We start from the raw sequence: 21,063 nt of genomic DNA, 5'->3' as shown, positions 1-21,063 counted from the left end.
ATTTCGTTCAGCTGTTTTTATAATCGTAGATGTCTTTTAAATAATCATCACACTATTTCTTTTTTGCATTTGCTCAACAATTTCTTCTGTTTCAAAGCCAAATCGCCAATAAAGTAATTCAAGTACATCTAGTTCGTCTTGCGTGATAATACGATCACTCCACAAGCACATTTCTGCAATCGCAAGAATACTAAGACGGTCACGCAATAATAAACCTGCAATGTCATTTAAAATTTCAGCCAAATCTAAAGGCTCGTCTGAAATCTCATCATAGACATACATTTCATCTGGATTAAGTAACGAACGTAAAATACGTTCACGTACTTCTAACTGATTTGGACTATTAATTTGCTGAACATGAAGCAAGGCATCAATTAAACGAACAATTTGAGGTTTTACTTCTTCAAATGCTGTTGGCAAATGTAACGGCATTAAATTCAACTCATATTTAACCCGTTCCAGCAAAAGCGCATCTAACAGACCAATCTCGCCATCTTCTTGAATAATGAGCGCTAGTTTTGTTAGAAATTGTCGCGCAATGCTTGCTGGCATATGCCCAATGTTTTTACAAGCATCATGAAATATCTGAATATGGATACGCCCATCAAGATTTAATAAGGCATCAATAATGGCATGGCTAACTGGTGCATCTTTTGGGATAAATTCTCGATATTGGCGAATCATCAAAATAGCGACCATTACCTCACGTGAACCCGTAGCAGTTTGTAGGGCACGCTGAATGAGCTCAGGACGCTTTTTATTGCGACGCACATCACTACTAAGAGGCTTAATGGCATCATTTAATGCAAAACTAATGGGTGACAATCTTAATAAAGGCAAAGGCTGTGGAGATGACCATGGAACATAAATTTCTTTTTCAGATTCTTCTAAAAAATGAAATAAACTAAATAACGGACGATTGCGAAGCTTTTTTAAATTTTCTAATTGTAAATCTTGTAGCAAAGTCGGATTTAACTCGTAAATACGTTCACGAATACTTGGGTGAATATTCATCCAACTCTGCGGACTCAGTGAGTTAGCAAAACACATATGCGCGATTGATTCAGAATAGGCACTATGAATTTGTGAGCCAGAATGGTGAACATAAATACGCAACAAAGTCTGCGTATTAGCACTATTTTTTAATAATCGTACCGTTTTTTGGTCATTACGAAATGTGCGTCCACTCAAAGTTAAATATTTAATAAATCGGGTAATTAATACGCCTAGGCTTCCAGCTAGCCAAATAACACCACCCACTGCAACAAAGACTGTTTCAAATTTATGTTTATAACCTGGACTGTAGCGTTTAAAACCTTGTTTTGCTAATTTACTGCCCCACTGACTAAATGTCGTCAATCCACTATATAAAATCTTTAATTTAGTATTTTCAACAGCTTCACCTGATAAAATCTGATTAAACTCATGACCTAATAAACCATATAATTCAAGTTTATCCAGATTTTGCAAAGCCCCCCATGTCAAAATGATCACAATATCTTTAGGGTGAAAACCTGCGGTAAGCGCATTTACGCCTACTTCATCAGGTAAAACATATAAGGTTGGAACTTTAAGTGAAAAATTTTGCGCCAAATATTCAGTAATTTTTAATGCTTCCAGCTCTTCTGGCGTACTTTCTTCTTTTACTAAACGACGCGCTTTCAGTTGTTTTGCTAAAGAATGTCCACCTTTACGCAAGATATAAAGTTCAGTAACTACCGACCAAACCATAATAAAAAGCAATAGCGCGACGAAATAAGGACTTAAGGTATGCCACCAAATGGGCTGACTATAATCAAAAAAATGGACAAGTAAACCTAAAATTAAATTTAAGATAAAAATAGTAAGCAGCACAGCAACCAAACACATAGTGATGGACCATGCCATATTCTTATTTTCGATTAGATAGTGGCTTACTTCTTTCAATGTAAATATTCCCAATTACATTGTTAGTTTTCATCATAAAAGAAAAAAGCGGGAAACACCCGCTTTTTTCAGCTATTTCTATTCTTCTTTAATGCCTGTTAAATCTACAGAAGCAGCATCAACATTCACATCAATGTAGCCATCTTTTTTCTTTTTAGCAGAATCATTACGCTTCTGCTCCAAATTATTTAGATAAGCACCATCAATATCGCCTGTTACATAAACTCCATCAAACACAGAGCAATCAAACTCAGTTAGATCAGGTACCTTGCTAGTACGTACAGCATTTTTCAAGTCTTCCAATTCTTGGAAAACTAAACGATCAGCACCAATAATTTCCTGGATCTCTTCTACACTGCGTTCTGAAGCAATAAGCTCAGCTTTAGCAGGCATATCAATACCATAAACGTTTGGATACATCACTTTTGGTGCTGCTGACGCAAAGTATACTTTTTTTGCACCAGAATCACGCGCCATCTGGATAATTTCGTTACAGGTTGTACCGCGTACAATTGAGTCATCAACCAGTAAAACATTCTTACCTTTAAACTCAAGTTCTACAGGGTTTAATTTTTGGCGTACTGATTTTTTTCGTTGTTGCTGGCCTGGCATAATGAAGGTACGACCGATATAACGGTTTTTCATAAAACCTTCACGGAACTTCACACCTAGAATATTTGCAAGTTCTAATGCTGAAGTACGGCTCGTATCCGGAATTGGAATAACCACATCAATATCGTGGTCCTCACCCCAGTCACGTAAAATTTTATGGGCAAGTTTTTCACCCATTTTTAAACGAGCTTTATAAACTGAAATTCCGTCAATAATCGCATCAGGACGTGCAAAATAAACATATTCAAAAATACATGGACGGTATTTTGGATTAGCTGCACATTGTCTTGAGAACAATTCACCATCTGAATTGATGAAAATTGCTTCACCTGGCTCAATATCACGCTCAATTTTGAAACCAAGTGCTGTAATAGCAACTGATTCAGAAGCGATGATGTATTCCATCTCGCCTTTTTCAGTCATACGTGAACCATAAATCAGTGGGCGAATACCGTTTGGATCGCGGAAACCAACCAAACCATGACCAGTAATCATTGCCACTACGCCATATGCACCTAGACAGCGCTCGTGTACACGAGAAACTGTGTGAAAGATATCATCTGGTGTAGGATTTAAAGTACCGTTCTTTTGCAACTCATGCGCGAATACGTTCAAAAGAACTTCTGAGTCAGAATCTGTATTCATATGACGTAAATCTGTTTTAAACAGGTCATCATGAATATCTTCGGCATTGGTTAAGTTACCATTATGTGCAAGCGTAATACCGTAAGGTGAGTTCACATAAAATGGTTGTGCTTCAGCACTGCTAGCAGAACCAGCAGTTGGGTAACGTACATGGCCAATACCATAATTACCAAGTAATGCTCTCATATGACGAGTATGAAAAACATCACGCACCATACCGTTATCCTTACGAAGGAAAAGACGGCCTTCATGGCAGGTTACTATTCCAGCTGCATCTTGCCCACGATGTTGCAACATCGTTAAAGCATCAAACAACATTTGGTTCACTGGCGATTTACCGGCTATACCAACAACTCCACACATAGCAACCTCGCAGACAAGCTAGGAATTAATAAAAAGGATTCTTTGTCGAATGGTCGGATCGGTTTTCTAAATCTTCCGATTCGTCCATTGGTTTTGAAGGGGTGCTTGATGCACTACCTCCAGATGTTATTTGATGAAATGCCTCACTTGCAGCATCTTTAGACAATTCGGTCGCTAAAGGTGCATAAGGCAGTAAAAATTGTATAAGTACGGACTGTTTCCAGTTTGGTGAACTTTCAACCCAAGGCCCAACGCCTTGCATTGTAATCAACACAACCAACAAGCCCTTTAAGGAACCAAAAGCACCACCTGCTAAACGATTTAATGGCCCCAATTTCAGACTTTTCAAGAGGCCATTTAAAAATGCAGTGACGATCCATGTTAAAACAATGATCATCAGTGCTATAAATGCGAAAGCTGCAATTTTTTGAACAACCGGATCATGACTCAAACCAGACATGGACGGCGCAAGAAGGACAGCATATTTTGCACCCATAATTAATGCAATGATCCATCCTACCAAGTTCGCAAAGGCTTTGATAAATCCTTGTCGCAAACCGTTTAGCCCCCCAATGAGCAAAAGTATCAGAATAATGATATCAATTGTGTTCATATTCACTTAAGTCATGGCTGCAACACATTGTTTTACTAATATAGGACCGGTGTAAATCAATCCGCTATAGATTTGTACTAATGTTGCTCCAGCTTGCTGTTTGACTGCTGCTTGTTCACCCGACAAAATTCCACCCACGCCAATCAACGGGATTTGTCCTTTTAACGTTTGGGCAAATAAACGTAAGCATTCGGTACTTTTTTCAAAAACAGGCGCACCTGATAATCCGCCCGATTCGTTACCATTAGGAAGGTTTTCCACACCGTCTCTAGATAAAGTCGTATTGGTAACGATTAAACCATCAATCTTAAATTGCAATAATTGTGCTGCAATAAACTCAACATCTTCAGCTGTTAAATCAGGTGCAACTTTTAAAACCAAAGGAACATAATGGTTATATTGCTCGGCAAGCTCAAGTTGTCTTTCTTTTAATGTTTGCAATAATTCAGTTAATGCATCGCCACTTTGTAAACTTCTTAAGTTTTTAGTATTTGGAGATGAAATATTAACAGTAATATAAGAGGCGTAGTTATAAACTTTCTCAAGGCAAACTAGGTAATCATCTACAGCCTTTTCTACAGGCGTATCTGCATTCTTACCAATATTAATGCCTAGAATTCCTTTAAATTTTGAAGCTTTGACATTCTCAACAAGCTTATCAACACCATCATTATTAAAACCCATGCGGTTAATAATGGCTTTAGCTTCAGGAATACGAAACAATCGCGGTTCTGGATTACCCGACTGAGGACGCGGTGTAATTGTTCCAATTTCAATAAAACCGAAACCCAGTCCAGCTAAAGAATCAATATGTGCACCATTCTTATCAAGTCCAGCCGCCAAACCCACCGGATTTGGAAATTCAATTCCCATACAGGTTGTTGGTTTTGATTCTACGCTCTGGCGTAGCAAGCCGAACTTATGTGCTTTATCAAGCATAGATAATGTTAATTCATGGGCACGCTCTGGTGCTAAACTAAACAACATCGGGCGAGCAAGTGAATATAACATACCAATCACAGTCTACTGATTTTAGGTAGGCATATTATAGGCACAGGCAGCACAAAACACCATGCTTAAGAACAGCATATTTTAATATGTTATTGAACCGTCGCTGTTAATTTAATCTGTCCGTCACTTGAAACCATTTCCATTTTTTGAATACTTAAGCCCATTTGTGCAAGTTGGGTTAAAAAGTTCGCTAAAATTGCATAATTCTGATGAGTAACAATAATTTGTAACTGCTCACCATTTTGTTGAGAAGTAACGGTTAAGCCTTGTTGCTGAGCTAAACGTTGTATTTTTTCCGATTGACCCAACTCAAGTTCATTTGCGGGTTTCATGGTAACTGCATTGCTCTGCATCCATACCATCAAATCTTTTAAATCATTTAAGCGTTGTTGTTGTTGTTCTGCCAAAGAATGCATTTTCCAAAGTGAAGCTCCTACAATAGCCACAACTACAAAGATTGTAGTAAAGACCACCATAATACGTTCACGTACAGTTAAGCGATCCAAATATTGAACGATCTGTTCAACCCACTGATCAAAGCGGTTTTGCAATTGAGTTATCATTTTCATTATTGTATTTTCACCACCCCAATTGCCCCACCACCGTCGGCCTGGACATTACCGAGCTCTGCTTTAAATCCCTGCTGGTTAAGTTGCTGAGTTAAAGCTTGTAAATCATCTGCCGACTTTGCTTTTAATGCCATTGTTAATATTGACGCATCATAATTTAACTGCTGAGCTAAAATTTGTCTTTGCATTAAAATAGGTCCAACACGACTCAATAAAGAAAGTGCTTGTGTATCACCTTGCTTACTCATGCGTAAATGACTTTCAAATTGGCTTTTTATGTTCTGCTCATTTACACGACTAGAAGAACCAAACCAATATTTATATTGCTCAATCGTCTGTTCAGCGGTTTGATTCGCCACACTTTTTAACTTTACCCAGCGCAATAAGTCATAGCTAAACTGAACCACTATAATTGCTAAAATAACAGCAGCACATGCTTTCCAATAACCTGAAACTGTTTGCTCTTGCCCTTTAGCTTTAGGTAGAACATTAAAAGGATGCTGTTTAGGTTTATCTAAAGCCTGAAATTGATAAATAAACTCTGAACGCTGCTCAGCACTTGATGCTGCCATCAAGCTTTCTAGTTGCTCTGTTGTCAAACCACTATATTGATAATGAGTTTCAACTGGCTGGAACTCTAAAAACAACCCTAGATCATCTAGTGAATTACCCACCCATTTACTTTCACGCACAAGTAATTTCTGGTCAATATTGCATAAGACCACTTGCTGCTCTTGAGGTTCCGGTAAAATTAAAAAGTCTGGCAATAAAGCAACGAGTTTAATAGGCAGCAAAGCCATTGCATGTTGCCATGTTTCTACTGTTGTTTTTGCCACTCCCAATACGGTCAATTGATCAGCATGAAAATGATGAACCACTTTCATATGATCAATCGGCAAAGTCACAAATTCTTCAAGCAAATATTTAACACCATCTGCGCCGAGTTGCTTGTAATGAGACTTTGCCATGTGCTGCTGGAGTACCTGAGCATGGCGACTAGGGAAAAAGATGACAGCTTCTTTTCCTTGATGTAGTTGCAGATCTTGTATTAATTGATCAAGACTTGCTGCCTGCAACCAGTTTTCTCCGTTAGACCAATGCCATATTCCATTGGTTTCAGGCATCCATAAATACAGCATAATGGGCTAAATGACCTTTTTAATTATATTGTGGGTACAAAACTATTTTTTTGTGTTGATAAACCAGTAGCAATCACCGCCTGATCATAAATTCGAGCTTCGGCAAGTGCAAATGGATTAAAGTTTTCATGAGTCAGTAGTTCAGCAATATGCCCTACTACATTCATATGACACACGACTACAATTGACTCATACGGAACCTGAGACAACCACTCAACCGCCTCTTTCGCATTATCGTCTGGTTTAATTTTATCGCATAACAACACGGGAACATCTTTAAAGTAAGTTTGAATATGCGCTAATGTTTCTTGAGCACGCAATAATGGACTCACTACAAAAATATCAGGCTTAACAATATCTTTTAAAAATGTTGCTGTCTGTTCAGCTTGAGCATGCCCACGAGCAGTAAGTGGACGTTTAGTATCATTACCATTTACTGGAGGAGCAGCTTCCCCATGACGAACTAATGTCAGTTGCATAAATATTCCTTGTTAATAATTCTTGCATTATAACCGTAATTTATGACATTTCTTCTTCAGACTTCATGATGAGGTAAAACAAACTCAACATCACTACGGTGCCCATTCTTCATAAGAGATAATGCAATATTCAAAGGAGGTGCCCCTTCAAAGATAACCTCATATAAAGCGTTGGTAATTGGCATATATACGTCTAGTTCTTCTGCTTTACCGCGCACCTGAACAATCGTATTAATTCCTTCAGCGGTTTGCCCCAATTCTTTACTCGCTTGGTCAAGTGTTTTACCTGAACCCAAAGCATAACCAATTTGATAATTACGGCTTAATGGACTATTACAGGTTGCAAATAAGTCACCAACGCCAGACAAACCTAAGAAAGTTAATGGGTTTGCACCTTGTTTGACTGCAAAACGGCTCATCTCGGCCAAAGCACGCGTTAAAATCATACTCTTGGTGTTTTCACCAATTTTATAAGCTGCACCAATTCCCATTGCAACGGCATAAATATTTTTAAGTGCTCCACCCAGTTCAACACCATGCACATCATCACTACCAAAAACTCGGAATAACGCACTATGGAGAGCATGCTGTACAGCATAACGAACGAGTTCAGAATCACTGGCAATAACAGTACCAGATGGCATACCTGCCATAATCTCTTTAGCGAGGTTTGGTCCAGACAATACCCCATAAGGCACTTCTGGCAATTCTTCGCGAATAATATCGCTCATGAAACTAAAAGTTTTAGCCTCAACACCCTTGGTTAGAGAGACAATCGCTTGTGCAGTAATAAAAGGAGCAATTTGTTTTAAGACATCACGAAATGAATGGCTAGGAATGGCCACTAAAATAATATCTCGATCACATACTGCTTGTTCAAGGTCAGACACAGCACGTAATGAGGACTCTAAAACAAAGTCTGGCAAATAACGTTTATTAATATGGGTTTTATTGATTTCTTCTGCTGTATCAGCATCACGAATCCAGATCATGGTGTCGCAGCCATTACGTGCAGCTAAATTCGCCATAGCCGTACCAAAACTGCCTCCACCTAAAACAGTAATACGTAATGCTGTTTTTTTATCGACCGCAACAGGTTCCACTAAATCTGTAAACTTAAATTCAGTCATGCTTTATTATCCTATTTCTTACTTCTACAGACTTTTATGCCTGCCAAACTTTTACGAATTCTTTACTTTCAATATCTGCACGCGGTGCAATCGCTTTAGCTGCTGTGCCCACATAAATAATACCTGAGATTAAATCGTGCGGTTGCAATCCTAAATGCTGTTTTAACCAGTTTGATTCGACAACAGCACCACTACGCCACATGGTAGAAAAACCTTGAACTTGTAAAGACAATAAAAGGTTTTGTACAGCAGCCCCCGTACTTAAAATCTGTTCAAAATGTGGAACCTTTGGATGGTCTTGCAATTGCGTAAGCGCTAAAATGAGTAAAGGCGCGCGGAAAGGATGTTGCTTAACCCGCTCAAGTTGTGCTGAGTCGGTTTCACCTAAATCAGCCAAAGCTTTTGCTAAAACCTCACCAAAAGCACCACGTTGATCAGACTCAATAACGACAAAACGTGTTGGTTTAAGTCTATGGTGGTCAGGAGCAGTTAACGCAGCTTGAAAAGCCAATTCTAATTGATCTGCATTTGGCGCAGGCTCAATCAATTGACCAATAGATTGACGTTGGTGAATATTCTGATGAATTATCTGTATTGCTGAATCCGTCATTAATATTGATCTAACTCAAAAAATTCAAAATAGATTAGCATAATCTACAGATAATCCACCATCGTATCTAAAACATAAAAACAATCAGGTCATGCTTTGACATTTTTTAATACAAAACATCAAAACTCATACAACGTCTTCAAAAACAATTAGAAAAGCTGTGTTCAAATATATAATTATTTTGGCAATTAGCGATATTAGGTGAAACATGAAAAAAATAATTTTAGCGAGTGCGTTGAGTAGTGTTGTTTTATTACTAGGTGCTTGTGCCACTACCCCTAAGAACACTTTGGCAGTTCAAAAAGAAAATAATCAATTTGAAGTCACAGGTATTGGTAAAACGAATCTAATTGCAAAAAATAATGCGATTACTGCTGCTCAAAAAACTTGTTCAAAAAGTACCAGTCCTGTTGTAGTAGATGAAAAAACAACATACAACGGTGTATTAAAAGATGTTGTAAGCGAAAAAACTGGCCAAATGGTTGAAGCAGCGGCTGGTGTCATTGGCACCTTAACTGGCAAAAATGCATCACTTGCAAAAGATGATGATTATCAAACAACCCTTACCTTCTATTGTAAAATTAATTAATCAAAAAAAATCCCAATCAACTGATTGGGATTGTTTTATTAGCAATAACCATCTAGACGGGTTAATGGTAATTTCTTACCAATTGCTTTTTCAATTTCCGGCAAGTAAAAAGCATCATCTTCAGATAAGAAACTTATACTTACACCTTGTGACCCAGCACGACCTGTACGTCCAATGCGGTGCACATAATCATCTGATTGCTCAGGTAAAGTATAGTTGATCACATGAGATACGCCATCCACATGAATACCACGACCTGCAACATCCGTTGCGATCATGACGTTATTTTTACCCTGCTTAAACTGCTCTAACATTTTTAAACGTTTATCTTGAGCAATTTCACCTGAAAGCATACCGACCCGATATCCATCTCTCTTTAAATGATCATAAAGACGGCGTACTTGATCACGTCGATTCGCAAAAATCATAACTTTATCGATAGGCTCTTCACGCAAAATATCTTGTAGCAAACGATATTTATCTTGTTTAGCGACGACATAAACGCGCTGCTCAACATCATTGTTAGTTTTTTGCTCAGGCTCAATCTCAACAGTGATTGGTTCAAACAACCATTGTCTTGCCAAATTAAGCACATCATAACTAAAAGTAGCCGAGAACATGAGCGTTTGACGTTGTTCCTTACGTGGGGAATAACGCACAATACGTTTTACAGAAGGAATAAAACCCATGTCCAATAAGCGGTCAGCTTCATCGATGACTAAAAATTCAATTTGATCGAGCCAAACTTCTTTTTGTTCTACAAAATCAATTAGACGCCCAGGAGTGGCAACGATGATGTCGACAAAATTAGCATCCAACTGTTTCTTTTGCTTATCGAAATCTACGCCACCCAACAGTGTCACGATGTGTAAATCTGAAAATTTTGTGAGTAACTTTGCATCGCTTTCGATTTGCAATGCCAATTCACGCGTAGGCGCCAAAATCAAGGCACGTGGCTCACCACGAAAACGCTGCTCTTGAATTGGGTTATGTAACAAGTCATTAATTACACTAATAAGGAAAGCAGCAGTTTTACCTGTTCCTGTTTGCGCTCTACCAATCGCATCATGCCCGCCCAACGTATATTTTAAAACCTTTTGCTGAATCGGGGTCATTTGCTTAAACCCTAAAGCATCAATCGCCTTTTTAAGTTGCGGATGTAAATTCAAGGTTTCAAAACCAGATGTCATAAATACGTGCTCTAACAAACAATCTCTCTAATGAGAAGATCATTATAAACAAAAACGCCCCAATTCAAAAATTGGAGCGTCCATGATTCATCAAAAAGATGAATTAGTCTAAAGGCTGAACGTTTTCAGCTTGAAAACCTTTTTGACCTTGTACTACACTAAATTCTACGCGTTGGCCGTCACGTAAAGAACGGTGACCGTCACCAACGATTGCGCGGAAATGAACAAATACGTCATCACCACCGTTACGTTGAATAAAGCCAAAACCTTTAGTGTCGTTAAACCACTTTACTACGCCTTGTTCGCGAGCTGTCATAAGTCAATCCTCAGATGTTGAAAAAAGGACCTTCCGGTGTTGCAAACAGCAGAGCAAACAAGTGTTTAAAATATTTATAATCTTAAAGCTTGTAATCATTCTGTAAAACTATCAACAATTTCCGGTTACATCCATTTGTTATAAGATTTTTAAACCAATTTAAGTGTGTGGTAAATCTTAAAACGGTTCGAGCTTACCACGGGTTTATGACAATTAATAGAATTTTTTTCAATTATTCCCCGTATTTTTAGTCGTTTTTTTAAACAGCTTATTACAATATTTTTTATAGGTAATTGCTTGTTTCTTCTTTTATAAAATGTGCAGCATTTATAAAAAAATTTGTTAGAATAATTTTTTTAGTTGTTTTGATGATGAATGACCAACACTTCTTCTACTACAGCGCCCATTGAAATTAATGCTTTAGGCCAACCCTGTCCGATGCCTTTATTAATGCTAAAACGCGAACTCAAAAAAGTATCGGGTAAACAGCTATTCTTATTAAAATCTTCTGACCCACACAGTGAAATAGATGTAACTCGTTACTGTGGTTTACATCATTTTATGTGTCAGACAACACATATATCCGAAAGAGAATTTCACTATTTAATTGAAACTCAATGATTCTTTGATAAACTAAAAGATTAGAAATTGCATAAAATTTTACATTTCTCTACCCAATTTTCCTTAATTATGAAGCTGATTCAAATTAAGATGAATTTATTGGTTATCCCATCCGATCCTACAAGGAGAAATCATGAGTGACAGCAGCAATCAATTGATGCCCCTGTCATTGTCTGCGCCCGGTGTAAACCTTGGTGCATATATCAGTACTGTCAATCAGATTCCTATTTTAACGGCCGAGCAAGAAAAAGAACTTGCTGAACGTTATTATTATGACCAAGATCTTGATGCCGCAAAAATGCTGGTAATGTCGCATTTACGTTTCGTCGTTCACATTGCGCGCAGCTATGCAGGTTATGGCCTACCACAAGGCGACCTTATTCAAGAAGGTAATTTAGGCTTAATGAAAGCCGTGAAGCGTTTCGACCCAAATATGGGCGTGCGTCTTGTATCTTTTGCCGTCCACTGGATTAAAGCAGAAATTCACGAATACGTTATTCGTAACTGGCGTATTGTCAAAATTGCAACGACCAAAGCACAACGTAAATTATTTTTCAATTTACGTAGTTTAAAAAAATCGAGTAAAAAATTAACGCTCGAAGAAGCTCAATCGATTGCGAATGACTTAAATGTTACTGCAGAACAAGTTCTGGAGATGGAAGGTCGTTTAACCGCTTATGATGCTGCTTTCGAAGCTCAAGGCGACGACGACGATGACACTCCGCATACTGCACCTGCATTGTATCTTGAAGATAATCGCTACGATCCAGCTCGTTTAGTTGAAAATGAAGACTGGGAAGAGCAAAGTACATCTGCTTTACATGATGCAATGAATCAGTTAGATGATCGTTCGCGTAATATTCTACAACGTCGTTGGTTAGATGATGATAAATCTACTCTCCACGAGTTAGCAGCCGAATATAATGTATCAGCAGAGCGTATTCGTCAGCTTGAAAAGAATGCAATGGAAAAAATTAAAATTGCTATGTCTGCAAGCTAAAAAATAAGTTTAAAAATAAAAGGGCGTTTAGCCCTTTTGTTTTATCTGGCTATGTTTAGCCAACCCAATCTATGATAACGTTGCCTTTCATTATTCATTTGCGTTTTTTGTTATGTGGATTGCCATTTCAGCCCTTAATCTTGCCTTTGCAGTCATGTTGGGTGCTTTTGGAGCACATGGTCTTAAAGCTCACGCGAGTCCCGAGCAACTTGTTTGGTGGCATACTGCAACTGACTACTTTTTCTACCATGCTTTAGGCTTATTAGCACTTGGTATTTTAAGCAAAGTTATCCTGACGTTCCCCATTAAATTACCATTCATATTGATTCAGATCGGTATTTTATTTTTCTGTGGTTCACTCTATATCATGGCACTTGGATTACCGAGAATTTTAGGGGCAATTACACCAATTGGCGGAGCATTTATGATAGCTGGATGGCTCGTTTTGGCTTGGAATGCCCTCAAATACGCAAAATAATTGGAATGTGATCATGCAAATTTATTTAAATGGCGAATTAACGGACACGCCTTGTCAAAACCTGTTGCAACTCATTCAGGAAATGGCACTTGAAGGAAAACGCTTTGCTGTCGAACACAATCAGCAAATCGTTTCTAAAAGCAAATTAGAGCAAATCACTATTGCTCAACATGACCGTATCGAAATTATTCACGCTGTTGGCGGCGGCTAAGTCGGAGTTATCCATGCAAGACACCCCTCTCATTATTGGTTCACGTTCTTTTCAATCTCGTTTATTGGTAGGAACTGGCAAATATAAAGACTTAAATGAAACGGATTTAGCTATTCAAGCCAGTGGTGCAGAAATCGTAACTGTCGCAATCCGCCGTGTGAATATTGGACAAAATCCAGATCAACCGAATTTACTGTCTGTCATTCCACCAGAAAAATATACAATTTTGCCAAATACTGCAGGTTGTTTTGATGCTGATAGCGCAGTTCGTACTTGTATGCTAGCGCGTGAGCTACTCGATGGTCATAACCTAGTAAAACTTGAAGTTCTAGGCGATGAAAAGACCTTATATCCAAATGTAACCGAAACTTTAAAAGCAGCTCGAACTTTGATTGATGATGGTTTTGAGATTATGGTCTATACCTCTGATGACCCGATCATTGCGCAAGAACTTGAAAGTATGGGCTGTGTTGCGATCATGCCTTTAGGTAGTCTAATTGGTTCAGGTTTAGGTATTTTAAACCCTCACACCATTTCAATTATTAAAGAAAATGCAAAAGTACCAGTTTTGGTAGATGCAGGCGTTGGTACAGCGAGTGATGCAGCTATTGCTATGGAGCTTGGTTGTGACGGCGTACTGATGAATACAGCAATTGCAGCTGCTCAAAATCCTATTTTGATGGCTTCTGCAATGAAAAAAGCTGTTGAAGCTGGACGTGAAGCATTTTTAGCTGGTCGCATGCCACGTAAGCGTATGGCAAATGCAAGCTCACCAGAAACAGGTTATTTCTTTAAATAATTTATTTCTTGCAAGAACACAGCCTTTAATTGCCGTTGTAATTTTAGTGCAACTTGTATAGGCATTTTACTTTTCAAAGATGAAAAGTAACAAAAATCTTTTGTTTCGCTGATATTACATCCATGTAATACAGCGAAACGGTGGCATCCATGCCACTTCACGATAGTTACCGCTTACAAGAGTTTAACTTGAGTAAGGCTAAGCCACTTGCTCATCGCGCTTAAATACCAACTCTTTTGCTGATGAATTCTCAACATCAAAGTAGTATCCATCGGTATTGAACGCTTTAATATCCTCAGCTTTATCTAATTGGTTTTCAATCATAAAACGAGCCATTAAGCCGCGTGCTTTTTTCGCATAGAAACTAATGACTTTATATTTGCCATTTTTCTGATCTAGGAAAACAGGCTTAATAATTTCAGCCTTAATTTTTTTCTCATTGACCGATTTGTAATACTCATCTGAAGCTAGATTTACCAACAATTCAGATTTAATTGCAGCCAAATCTTCATTAATTTGATTGGTGATAATTTCACCCCAGAACTCATACAAATTATGACCACGCGTATTTTTTAATTTAGTGCCCATTTCAAGACGATAAGGCATCATTAAATCTAAAGGACGTAATAAACCATATAGACCAGAGAGCATACGCAAATGCAGCTGTGCAAAATCAATATCTTTGTCTTTTAAATGGTACGCATCTAAACCCGTATAGACATCGCCTTTAAATGCATAAATTGCCTGACGAGCGTTTGAAAAATCAAATTCGGGCTTCCAATCTCTAAATCGGTCTGCATTCAATGTGGCAATTTTTTCACTAACACTCATTAAACTCGCAATTTCCGAAGCAGAAAGTTTACGGCTAACATCAATTAATTGTTCTGAATGTTCTAACAAGCGAGGCTGAGTAAACTCATCTGTAGGTAACGCTGTTTCATAATCCAAAGTTTTTGCAGGAGAAATTAAAGCAAGCATACATAACCTGAAAAAATTATTCTTAATACCAACTATAACAGTAGATATTTTTTAATGCTAACTCGTGTTTTCAATGACGACTATCGGTAAAATAGCATCACGTATTGTTATTTAGCGGTTCTTATATGTCTGAGCAAACTTTCATCCAGGGTCCAGTAGGTAAAATTGAACTTTTCGTTGACCGCCCTGAAGGTGAAATCAAAGGCTTTGCGGTTGTTTGTCATCCGCACCCATTGCAAGGTGGAACCCCTCAACATAAAGTCCCTGCCCTTTTAACCCAAATCTTTAATGAATATGGTTGCATTGTTTACCGCCCGAGCTTTCGTGGTTTAGGCGGTAGTGAAGGTGTTCATGATGAAGGCCATGGTGAAACTGAAGATATCTTAGCTGTCATTGAACATGTTCGTAAGCTTCATGAAGGCCTACCATTTTATGCAGGCGGTTTTAGCTTCGGCTCACATGTTTTAGCAAAATGCTTTGCACAGCTTAATGCTGAATTACGACCTATACAGTTAATATTATGCGGTTTACCGACGGCTACAGTAGTAGGTTTACGCCACTATAAAACTCCTGAAATTCAAGGTGACATTCTACTCATCCATGGTGAGCAAGATGACATTACCTTACTTTCAGATGCAATTGCATGGGCAAAACCGCAGAAGCACCCAATTACGATTTTACCGGGCGCTAATCACTTCTTTACAGGCTATTTAAAACAGCTTCGTCAAATCATCACACGCTTTATTATTATGAAATAAAGTGTATTTGATGGACATAGATCGAGTCTATGTCCATCATTTCATAAGCACTGTAACTGCTAAAAATTATTCCAACTTAATCCAAAACGGGCCAAATATTTTTTCACTCGGTCGCTATCGTTCGTTGTATTACGTTGTCGACGAGATACTGAAAAGAGTTGTCTTCCCGCCTCTGCCATTGATTTTGAATTTTCACAGACTTTGAGCACACCTCGTAATTGAATCTGATCAAATTCATCTATTTGTTCTAGCTGCTCAGGACTCAAATAGTTCAACAAAATATCTGTATTTTTATCATTGTAAGATTCATCCTGAGTAAGCCAAAGTTGCTTTAGGCGTTGAATTTCTTTTTCTACAGCTTCACGACGAATTAACTCACCATGAGATAAAGTTGCCAAACGAGTTACGCTCGCTGCTAAATCTCTAAAATTTCCTTGCCATGATGCATCTACTGATTTAGCAAACTTTAAATATGTTTCTAAAGCATCACGTTGAAAACGTAATTGTCTTTGATGAATTGCAGCAAAACGCTGTAGCTCAAAATCAATATTGGGTGCAATATCTTCTACACGGTCTTTTAAATTGGGTAAAAAGAACGTCCACGTATTCAAACGAGCCCATAAATCTTCACGAAAACGGCCAGCTTGAACCTCATTACGCAAATCACGGTTAGTACCTGCGATTAGTTGAAAATCGGCCTGAATTTCCTTATCACTTCCAACAGGAAAAAAGCTTTTGTCTTCTAGCGCTTTTAGCAGCATAGCTTGTTCATCAAGTCCCAATTCACCAATTTCATCTAAAAATAAAATGCCTTGGTCAGCACTTTTTAATAAACCAGCACGAGATGCAGCTGCTCCTGTAAATGCACCTTTTATATGACCAAATAAAGTTGACATGGCACTATCACCACGCAAGGTTGCACAGTTAACATCAATAAAACGGCCACTTAATTGAAATTTATCTTTCTTTAATTGAAAAATCTGTTTTGCCAAATGAGACTTACCAACACCTGTTGCCCCCATAATTAAAATAGGCGCACTAGAGCGAGTTGCAACTAACTCAACCTCCTCAATAAGCTGATTAAACGCTTTATTATGAGTAGAAATATTTTCTTTAAGTTGTTGCCAATTTTGCTTTTGTTCATCATCGAAGCGCTGTTTTAAAACATCGTATCGAGATAAGTCCAGATCAATAATTCTATATTCACCTTCTGATGTCTTTTGTTGATTAGGTGAACTTTGAATGAGTTGGGCTGGTAAATAATGTGCATCTACCAATAAATACCAACAAATTTGAGCAACATGCGTTCCGGTTGTGATATGCAATAAATAGTTATTTTTTTCGACATCAAACGGATAGGTTTTTACAAAGTCATAGAGTGCACCATAAACTTCCGCAAAATCCCAAGGGTCTCTAATACTCACCTTATGTCCAGAAACCTGAGTTTGTGGAGAAATTTCTTTTGCGTCTGCTGCTATAGATTTAACTAAATTATGATGTTGTCGATCATGTAAAAGCACCAATTCATCTACAAGCAAATCTTCATGCATTAACAAGCTAATCGTAGGACGCCAACGTTGCCATCGATCTGGCTTTCTCCCCTGATCAAGTGTAGAACCCACAAAGCCAATAACGACTGTTTTCTTTGCATCCGCCATAATTTCTATAAAATTTTATAAGTGTCTATAATATACAATACGCATTTGACCAAAAAATTCCAAGAATATGCTTCATTTTACTTTTTTAGGCACATCTTCAGGTGTACCGACCCTGACACGTAATGTTTCAGGATTAGCAGTTCGTAACAGCAAAAATAAGGACTGGATTTTAATTGATGCTGGCGAAGGGACACAGCATCGCATTCAACAAGCCAAACTTTCACTACAAAACCTAGTTGCCATTTGTATTACACATGTTCATGGCGACCATTGTTATGGTTTAGTTGGTTTATTGGCAAGTGCAGGCATGAATGCCCGTAGCAAACCCTTAATCGTAATTGCACCGAAAGAAATTCAGCAATGGTTTGAAGTCACTGCCCAACTTACAGATTTACATTTTCCCTATTCCCTTCAATTTATTGATGTGAATGAAGCAATACAACCACAACAGATCACTAATGAATTCATTGTTCAAGCACATCCACTAAGCCATCGTGTTCCAAGTTTTGCTTTTAGCATTTATATCAAATCTATTCAGAAGAAGTTAGATACCGAAGCTCTAACTCAGCTTGGCGTACCTCAAGGTGATATGTGGGGCCATTTAAAACGAGGCTACAATGTTGAATTTGAGGGAAAAACTTTAAAAGCTCAAGACTTTATCAAAATACAAAATCAACAAGTTCATGCAATTATAGGTGGTGATAATGATCAACCTGAACTATTAGCTGATGCTTGCAAAGATGCTCAACTCCTTATTCACGAATCGACTTACTTGCAAACGGTTTTAGATAAAGTCGGCAAAGGTCCAATGCATAGCTCAGCAAAAATGGTGGCTGAATTTGCAGAACAGCAATCTTTAAGTAATTTAATTCTGACGCATTTTAGCCCTAGACATCAGGATAAAGCTGGGCAGCAAGCTATTACCGAAGAAGTTCGCCAGTTTTATAAAGGTCATTTTTATTTAGCAAATGATTTTGATGAATTTACTTTAAATGAAGCTGGACAGCTTTTAAAAGTCAATAAAACCGTAAAACCAATTAATTAAATATATCCAAAAAGATATTTAAATATATTTTTAGATATACTTTCAATATTCAAAACCGCCAAAAAAATTCATCTGATATAAAATAAAATTATTTTTATTTATTATTTTCAATAATTTACACTTAAATTAAATGCTTTTTAAAAAAGTTGGCACATTCAGTGCAATAGTACAAAGCACACAACATCATTCGGATATTGTGAATAACACCTGCCTGCAAACGCTTGGCAGGCAGGCTTTGAAAGGAAAAGAAAATGTCTGTCATTGAAGAAATTAACCAACAAGCTCAATTTGAACAAAAGCAGCAAGAACGTTCTTATCAAGTTCTGCAAAATGAAAAAAGTATGCCAGTCAAAATGTGGACTAAAGGCGTGCTTGTTGATGACAACTCAAAACAACAATTATTGCAAACTGCTCAAATGCCTTTTATTTATAAATGGATGGCTGTAATGCCAGATGTACACTTCGGTTTAGGAGCAACTATTGGTAGCGTGATTCCAACTAAAGGGGCAATTATTCCTGCTGCTGTGGGTGTAGATATTGGTTGTGGAATGATGGCAACCCGTACAAGCTTAACTGCTTCAGATTTACCAGATAATTTACATGCTCTACGTACTGAACTTGAACGATTAATTCCACATGGAATGACTAAGCGCGGACGTGATCGTGGGTCATGGGAAACTCCACCAGAAATGGTAGATCAAGCTTGGGCCGATCTTGTTGCAGATTTTGAATATATTTGCGCAAAACACCCACGTTTAAAAAACACCAACAACCGCAAACATTTGGGAACTTTAGGTACTGGAAACCACTTTGTCGAAATCTGTTTAGATGAGCATGATCATGTTTGGATTATGTTGCACTCAGGTTCTCGTGGTGTAGGAAATGCTATTGGTAATCATTTTATTGAACTTGCCCGTAAAGACATGCAGAAGCATTTCATTAACTTGCCAAATAAAGATTTAGCATACTTGGTTGAAGGAACTGAACACTTTGATGATTACTGGTTTGCTGTAGGTTGGGCTCAACGCTTTGCGATGAAGAACCGAGAAATCATGATGCAATCTGCGATTAAAGCCTTGGCTACTATTGTACCAAAGCCTTTTCAGGCACGTTTGGAAGCAGTGAACTGTCATCATAACTATGTGGAAAAGGAAGAACATTACGGTGAAGAAGTAATGGTCACTCGTAAAGGTGCAGTCCGTGCGCGCTTAGGTGAATACGGAATTATTCCAGGTTCAATGGGAGCGAAGTCGTTTATTGTCCGTGGGCTTGGAAATCAGGAATCTTTCTGTTCATGTTCGCATGGTGCAGGCCGTGTTATGAGCCGTACTGAAGCAAAACGACGTTTTACTGTTGAAGATCAAATTGCACAAACTGAAGGTGTGGAATGCCGTAAAGATGCTGCTGTTATTGATGAAATTCCTTCGGCATATAAACCGATTGAAGATGTAATGAAAGCCCAAAGCGATTTGGTTGAAGTGGTTTATACATTAAGACAAGTTGTTTGTGTTAAAGGGTAATCGTGAAGATGAAACTTTAGAAGACATTACTGAATGTGCAAAAACTACTATGCAATTAGAAGATATTTCGAACTTAGTGATTGTACATATTGAATAAAAGGTAAATAAAATGAAACTCGCAGAAGCACTTTTACTTCGAAGCGATCAACAAAAAAAGCTTGCTTCGTTAAAACAACGAATTAATGCCAATGTATTGGTACAAGATGGTGATGAACCGAGTGAAGATCCAAATGAACTGATCAAACAGATATTTGCTTTAACTCAGGAAAGCAATCAATTGATTTGTCGTATTCATTTGACCAATGCACAAGCAAAACTAGAAGATGACAAAGTATTGTTGTCTCTATTAAGTTTGCGCGATAGTTATGCTGAACAGCATAAGATTTTAATAGATGCGATTGCCAATACACATCGAGAACCTGATCGTTATAGCTCACGTGAAATTAAGTGGAAGAAAGTCATTCCTGTTTCTAGCTTACAAAAGCAGGCGGATGATATCAGTGCAAAACTCCGTGACTTAAACGTTAAAATTCAGGCTGCTAATTGGCAAATTGATCTAATCGATTAAACAATAGATTTTGTGAAATCATTTTTCACAATCAAAGTTTGGACATACTGGGCGAGTACAAGATCCTGCATTACTCCGATCTGAGGGATTGAAAATAATTCAGGCGGCTATGGCAGCATGTGAGCCGTGCATCGATATTCACTTATCAGGCTCAGCACTATGCACCTAGCAAACCTTTGTCGAAAGCAAAGTTACACGTTACTTCGCATTACCATGTACTGACAGTATGTTCATT

General features: G+C 38.0%; 23 protein-coding genes and 1 pseudogene. 11 read left to right on the top strand and 13 right to left on the bottom strand.

Annotated features, from left to right (window positions below; translation table 11 throughout):
* Positions 1 to 36 precede the first annotated feature (36 nt).
* From ACS604_RS05245 to ACS604_RS05205, 9 genes are all read right to left on the bottom strand, one after another.
* A complete protein-coding gene (locus ACS604_RS05245; RefSeq protein ID WP_005306963.1) occupies positions 37 to 1,926 on the bottom strand; it encodes a M48 family metalloprotease in 1,890 nt (629 codons plus the stop codon).
* Between the two features lie 78 nt (positions 1,927 to 2,004).
* Positions 2,005 to 3,546, bottom strand: a complete 1,542-nt coding sequence (gene purF, locus ACS604_RS05240) for an amidophosphoribosyltransferase (RefSeq protein WP_005306965.1) — start codon at positions 3,544 to 3,546, stop codon at positions 2,005 to 2,007.
* 25 nt (positions 3,547 to 3,571) lie between these two features.
* Complete coding sequence (locus ACS604_RS05235; RefSeq protein ID WP_107882606.1) at positions 3,572 to 4,159, bottom strand: CvpA family protein; 588 nt, start codon at positions 4,157 to 4,159, stop codon at positions 3,572 to 3,574.
* 6 nt (positions 4,160 to 4,165) lie between these two features.
* Entirely contained in the window at positions 4,166 to 5,170 is a 1,005-nt protein-coding gene (locus ACS604_RS05230; protein ID WP_474770558.1) for a quinone-dependent dihydroorotate dehydrogenase, read from the bottom strand.
* A gap of 89 nt (positions 5,171 to 5,259) precedes the next feature.
* Positions 5,260 to 5,739, bottom strand: a complete 480-nt coding sequence (gene gspM, locus ACS604_RS05225; RefSeq protein WP_474770557.1) for a type II secretion system protein GspM — start codon at positions 5,737 to 5,739, stop codon at positions 5,260 to 5,262.
* A complete protein-coding gene (gene gspL, locus ACS604_RS05220) occupies positions 5,739 to 6,878 on the bottom strand; it encodes a type II secretion system protein GspL (RefSeq protein WP_474770555.1) in 1,140 nt (379 codons plus the stop codon). The genes gspM and gspL overlap by 1 nt, the downstream gene beginning before the upstream one ends.
* A 23-nt stretch (positions 6,879 to 6,901) precedes the next feature.
* Positions 6,902 to 7,357: a SixA phosphatase family protein gene (locus ACS604_RS05215; protein ID WP_004791265.1), complete on the bottom strand. Its 456-nt coding sequence runs from the start codon at positions 7,355 to 7,357 to the stop codon at positions 6,902 to 6,904.
* A 56-nt stretch (positions 7,358 to 7,413) separates the two neighbouring features.
* Complete coding sequence (locus ACS604_RS05210) at positions 7,414 to 8,487, bottom strand: NAD(P)H-dependent glycerol-3-phosphate dehydrogenase (protein WP_005306983.1); 1,074 nt, start codon at positions 8,485 to 8,487, stop codon at positions 7,414 to 7,416.
* A gap of 34 nt (positions 8,488 to 8,521) precedes the next feature.
* A complete protein-coding gene (locus ACS604_RS05205; protein ID WP_474770552.1) occupies positions 8,522 to 9,097 on the bottom strand; it encodes a nitroreductase family protein in 576 nt (191 codons plus the stop codon).
* Between the two features lie 208 nt (positions 9,098 to 9,305).
* Between ACS604_RS05205 and ACS604_RS05200 the strand changes: the two genes are divergently transcribed.
* Positions 9,306 to 9,686, top strand: coding sequence for a hypothetical protein (locus tag ACS604_RS05200; protein ID WP_003650739.1), 381 nt, complete (start codon positions 9,306 to 9,308; stop codon positions 9,684 to 9,686).
* A gap of 38 nt (positions 9,687 to 9,724) precedes the next feature.
* Here the strand turns inward: ACS604_RS05200 and rhlB are convergent, their stop codons facing one another.
* Positions 9,725 to 10,876 (bottom strand): ATP-dependent RNA helicase RhlB, encoded by a 1,152-nt coding sequence (gene rhlB / locus ACS604_RS05195; RefSeq protein WP_004791258.1) that lies wholly within the window; start codon positions 10,874 to 10,876, stop codon positions 9,725 to 9,727.
* Positions 10,877 to 10,979: 103 nt separating this feature from the next.
* Positions 10,980 to 11,192: a cold-shock protein gene (locus ACS604_RS05190; protein ID WP_000126912.1), complete on the bottom strand. Its 213-nt coding sequence runs from the start codon at positions 11,190 to 11,192 to the stop codon at positions 10,980 to 10,982.
* 375 nt (positions 11,193 to 11,567) lie between these two features.
* Here ACS604_RS05190 and ACS604_RS05185 point away from each other — a divergent pair, with 375 nt between their 5' ends.
* The 5 genes from ACS604_RS05185 (at position 11,568) to ACS604_RS05165 (ending at position 14,301) form a co-directional block, all read left to right on the top strand.
* Complete coding sequence (locus ACS604_RS05185; RefSeq protein ID WP_004791256.1) at positions 11,568 to 11,813, top strand: sulfurtransferase TusA family protein; 246 nt, start codon at positions 11,568 to 11,570, stop codon at positions 11,811 to 11,813.
* 133 nt (positions 11,814 to 11,946) lie between these two features.
* Entirely contained in the window at positions 11,947 to 12,813 is an 867-nt protein-coding gene (rpoH, locus tag ACS604_RS05180; protein WP_474770539.1) for an RNA polymerase sigma factor RpoH, read from the top strand.
* A gap of 112 nt (positions 12,814 to 12,925) precedes the next feature.
* Positions 12,926 to 13,291: a DUF423 domain-containing protein gene (locus tag ACS604_RS05175; RefSeq protein ID WP_004643452.1), complete on the top strand. Its 366-nt coding sequence runs from the start codon at positions 12,926 to 12,928 to the stop codon at positions 13,289 to 13,291.
* Between the two features lie 13 nt (positions 13,292 to 13,304).
* Complete coding sequence (gene thiS, locus ACS604_RS05170) at positions 13,305 to 13,502, top strand: sulfur carrier protein ThiS (RefSeq protein WP_004791249.1); 198 nt, start codon at positions 13,305 to 13,307, stop codon at positions 13,500 to 13,502.
* Positions 13,503 to 13,515: 13 nt separating this feature from the next.
* Positions 13,516 to 14,301: a thiazole synthase gene (locus ACS604_RS05165; protein WP_001154366.1), complete on the top strand. Its 786-nt coding sequence runs from the start codon at positions 13,516 to 13,518 to the stop codon at positions 14,299 to 14,301.
* A 198-nt stretch (positions 14,302 to 14,499) separates the two neighbouring features.
* Here the strand turns inward: ACS604_RS05165 and yaaA are convergent, their stop codons facing one another.
* Entirely contained in the window at positions 14,500 to 15,279 is a 780-nt protein-coding gene (gene yaaA / locus ACS604_RS05160) for a peroxide stress protein YaaA (protein WP_474770502.1), read from the bottom strand.
* Between the two features lie 125 nt (positions 15,280 to 15,404).
* Between yaaA and ACS604_RS05155 the strand changes: the two genes are divergently transcribed.
* A complete protein-coding gene (locus ACS604_RS05155) occupies positions 15,405 to 16,037 on the top strand; it encodes an alpha/beta hydrolase (RefSeq protein WP_474770501.1) in 633 nt (210 codons plus the stop codon).
* Between the two features lie 59 nt (positions 16,038 to 16,096).
* Here ACS604_RS05155 and rtcR read toward each other — a convergent pair whose 3' ends face one another.
* Positions 16,097 to 17,695 carry an RNA repair transcriptional activator RtcR gene (rtcR, locus tag ACS604_RS05150; protein WP_474770500.1) on the bottom strand — a complete coding sequence of 533 codons (1,599 nt, stop codon included), beginning with the start codon at positions 17,693 to 17,695 and terminating at the stop codon, positions 16,097 to 16,099.
* 67 nt (positions 17,696 to 17,762) lie between these two features.
* Between rtcR and ACS604_RS05145 the strand changes: the two genes are divergently transcribed.
* The 4 genes and pseudogenes from ACS604_RS05145 to ACS604_RS05130 all read left to right on the top strand — a co-directional run bounded on the left by ACS604_RS05145 (position 17,763) and on the right by ACS604_RS05130 (position 20,828).
* The gene (locus ACS604_RS05145; RefSeq protein ID WP_474770498.1) at positions 17,763 to 18,740 is read left to right on the top strand and encodes a ribonuclease Z; all 978 of its coding nucleotides are present in this window, start codon (positions 17,763 to 17,765) and stop codon (positions 18,738 to 18,740) included.
* Positions 18,741 to 18,991: 251 nt separating this feature from the next.
* On the top strand, positions 18,992 to 20,260 hold the full coding sequence (locus ACS604_RS05140; protein WP_086262597.1) for an RtcB family protein: 1,269 nt from the start codon (positions 18,992 to 18,994) through the stop codon (positions 20,258 to 20,260).
* Positions 20,261 to 20,264: 4 nt separating this feature from the next.
* Positions 20,265 to 20,357 (top strand): annotated as a pseudogene (locus ACS604_RS05135) (DUF7684 family protein); the annotation flags it as partial.
* A 12-nt stretch (positions 20,358 to 20,369) separates the two neighbouring features.
* Positions 20,370 to 20,828 (top strand): DIP1984 family protein, encoded by a 459-nt coding sequence (locus tag ACS604_RS05130; protein ID WP_353157348.1) that lies wholly within the window; start codon positions 20,370 to 20,372, stop codon positions 20,826 to 20,828.
* The last annotated feature ends 235 nt before the right edge of the window (positions 20,829 to 21,063 follow it).

The organism is Acinetobacter sp. Li1LvA2 (assembly GCF_056156705.1).
This window is presented reverse-complemented; position numbering and strand designations above follow the sequence as displayed.

What these genes read in the sequence shown, in the direction of transcription:
- purF (WP_005306965.1), bottom strand. Translation starts at nt 3,546, where the DNA reads ATGTGTGGAGTTGTTGGTATAGCCGGTAAATCGCCAGTGAACCAAATG.
- ACS604_RS05235 (WP_107882606.1), bottom strand. Translation starts at nt 4,159, where the DNA reads ATGAACACAATTGATATCATTATTCTGATACTTTTGCTCATTGGGGGG.
- ACS604_RS05230 (WP_474770558.1), bottom strand. Translation starts at nt 5,170, where the DNA reads ATGTTATATTCACTTGCTCGCCCGATGTTGTTTAGTTTAGCACCAGAG.
- gspM (WP_474770557.1), bottom strand. Translation starts at nt 5,739, where the DNA reads ATGAAAATGATAACTCAATTGCAAAACCGCTTTGATCAGTGGGTTGAA.
- gspL (WP_474770555.1), bottom strand. Translation starts at nt 6,878, where the DNA reads ATGCTGTATTTATGGATGCCTGAAACCAATGGAATATGGCATTGGTCT.
- ACS604_RS05215 (WP_004791265.1), bottom strand. Translation starts at nt 7,357, where the DNA reads ATGCAACTGACATTAGTTCGTCATGGGGAAGCTGCTCCTCCAGTAAAT.
- ACS604_RS05210 (WP_005306983.1), bottom strand. Translation starts at nt 8,487, where the DNA reads ATGACTGAATTTAAGTTTACAGATTTAGTGGAACCTGTTGCGGTCGAT.
- ACS604_RS05205 (WP_474770552.1), bottom strand. Translation starts at nt 9,097, where the DNA reads ATGACGGATTCAGCAATACAGATAATTCATCAGAATATTCACCAACGT.
- ACS604_RS05200 (WP_003650739.1), top strand. Translation starts at nt 9,306, where the DNA reads ATGAAAAAAATAATTTTAGCGAGTGCGTTGAGTAGTGTTGTTTTATTA.
- rhlB (WP_004791258.1), bottom strand. Translation starts at nt 10,876, where the DNA reads ATGACATCTGGTTTTGAAACCTTGAATTTACATCCGCAACTTAAAAAG.
- ACS604_RS05190 (WP_000126912.1), bottom strand. Translation starts at nt 11,192, where the DNA reads ATGACAGCTCGCGAACAAGGCGTAGTAAAGTGGTTTAACGACACTAAA.
- ACS604_RS05185 (WP_004791256.1), top strand. Translation starts at nt 11,568, where the DNA reads ATGACCAACACTTCTTCTACTACAGCGCCCATTGAAATTAATGCTTTA.
- rpoH (WP_474770539.1), top strand. Translation starts at nt 11,947, where the DNA reads ATGAGTGACAGCAGCAATCAATTGATGCCCCTGTCATTGTCTGCGCCC.
- ACS604_RS05175 (WP_004643452.1), top strand. Translation starts at nt 12,926, where the DNA reads ATGTGGATTGCCATTTCAGCCCTTAATCTTGCCTTTGCAGTCATGTTG.
- thiS (WP_004791249.1), top strand. Translation starts at nt 13,305, where the DNA reads ATGCAAATTTATTTAAATGGCGAATTAACGGACACGCCTTGTCAAAAC.
- ACS604_RS05165 (WP_001154366.1), top strand. Translation starts at nt 13,516, where the DNA reads ATGCAAGACACCCCTCTCATTATTGGTTCACGTTCTTTTCAATCTCGT.
- yaaA (WP_474770502.1), bottom strand. Translation starts at nt 15,279, where the DNA reads ATGCTTGCTTTAATTTCTCCTGCAAAAACTTTGGATTATGAAACAGCG.
- ACS604_RS05155 (WP_474770501.1), top strand. Translation starts at nt 15,405, where the DNA reads ATGTCTGAGCAAACTTTCATCCAGGGTCCAGTAGGTAAAATTGAACTT.
- rtcR (WP_474770500.1), bottom strand. Translation starts at nt 17,695, where the DNA reads ATGGCGGATGCAAAGAAAACAGTCGTTATTGGCTTTGTGGGTTCTACA.
- ACS604_RS05145 (WP_474770498.1), top strand. Translation starts at nt 17,763, where the DNA reads ATGCTTCATTTTACTTTTTTAGGCACATCTTCAGGTGTACCGACCCTG.
- ACS604_RS05140 (WP_086262597.1), top strand. Translation starts at nt 18,992, where the DNA reads ATGTCTGTCATTGAAGAAATTAACCAACAAGCTCAATTTGAACAAAAG.
- ACS604_RS05130 (WP_353157348.1), top strand. Translation starts at nt 20,370, where the DNA reads ATGAAACTCGCAGAAGCACTTTTACTTCGAAGCGATCAACAAAAAAAG.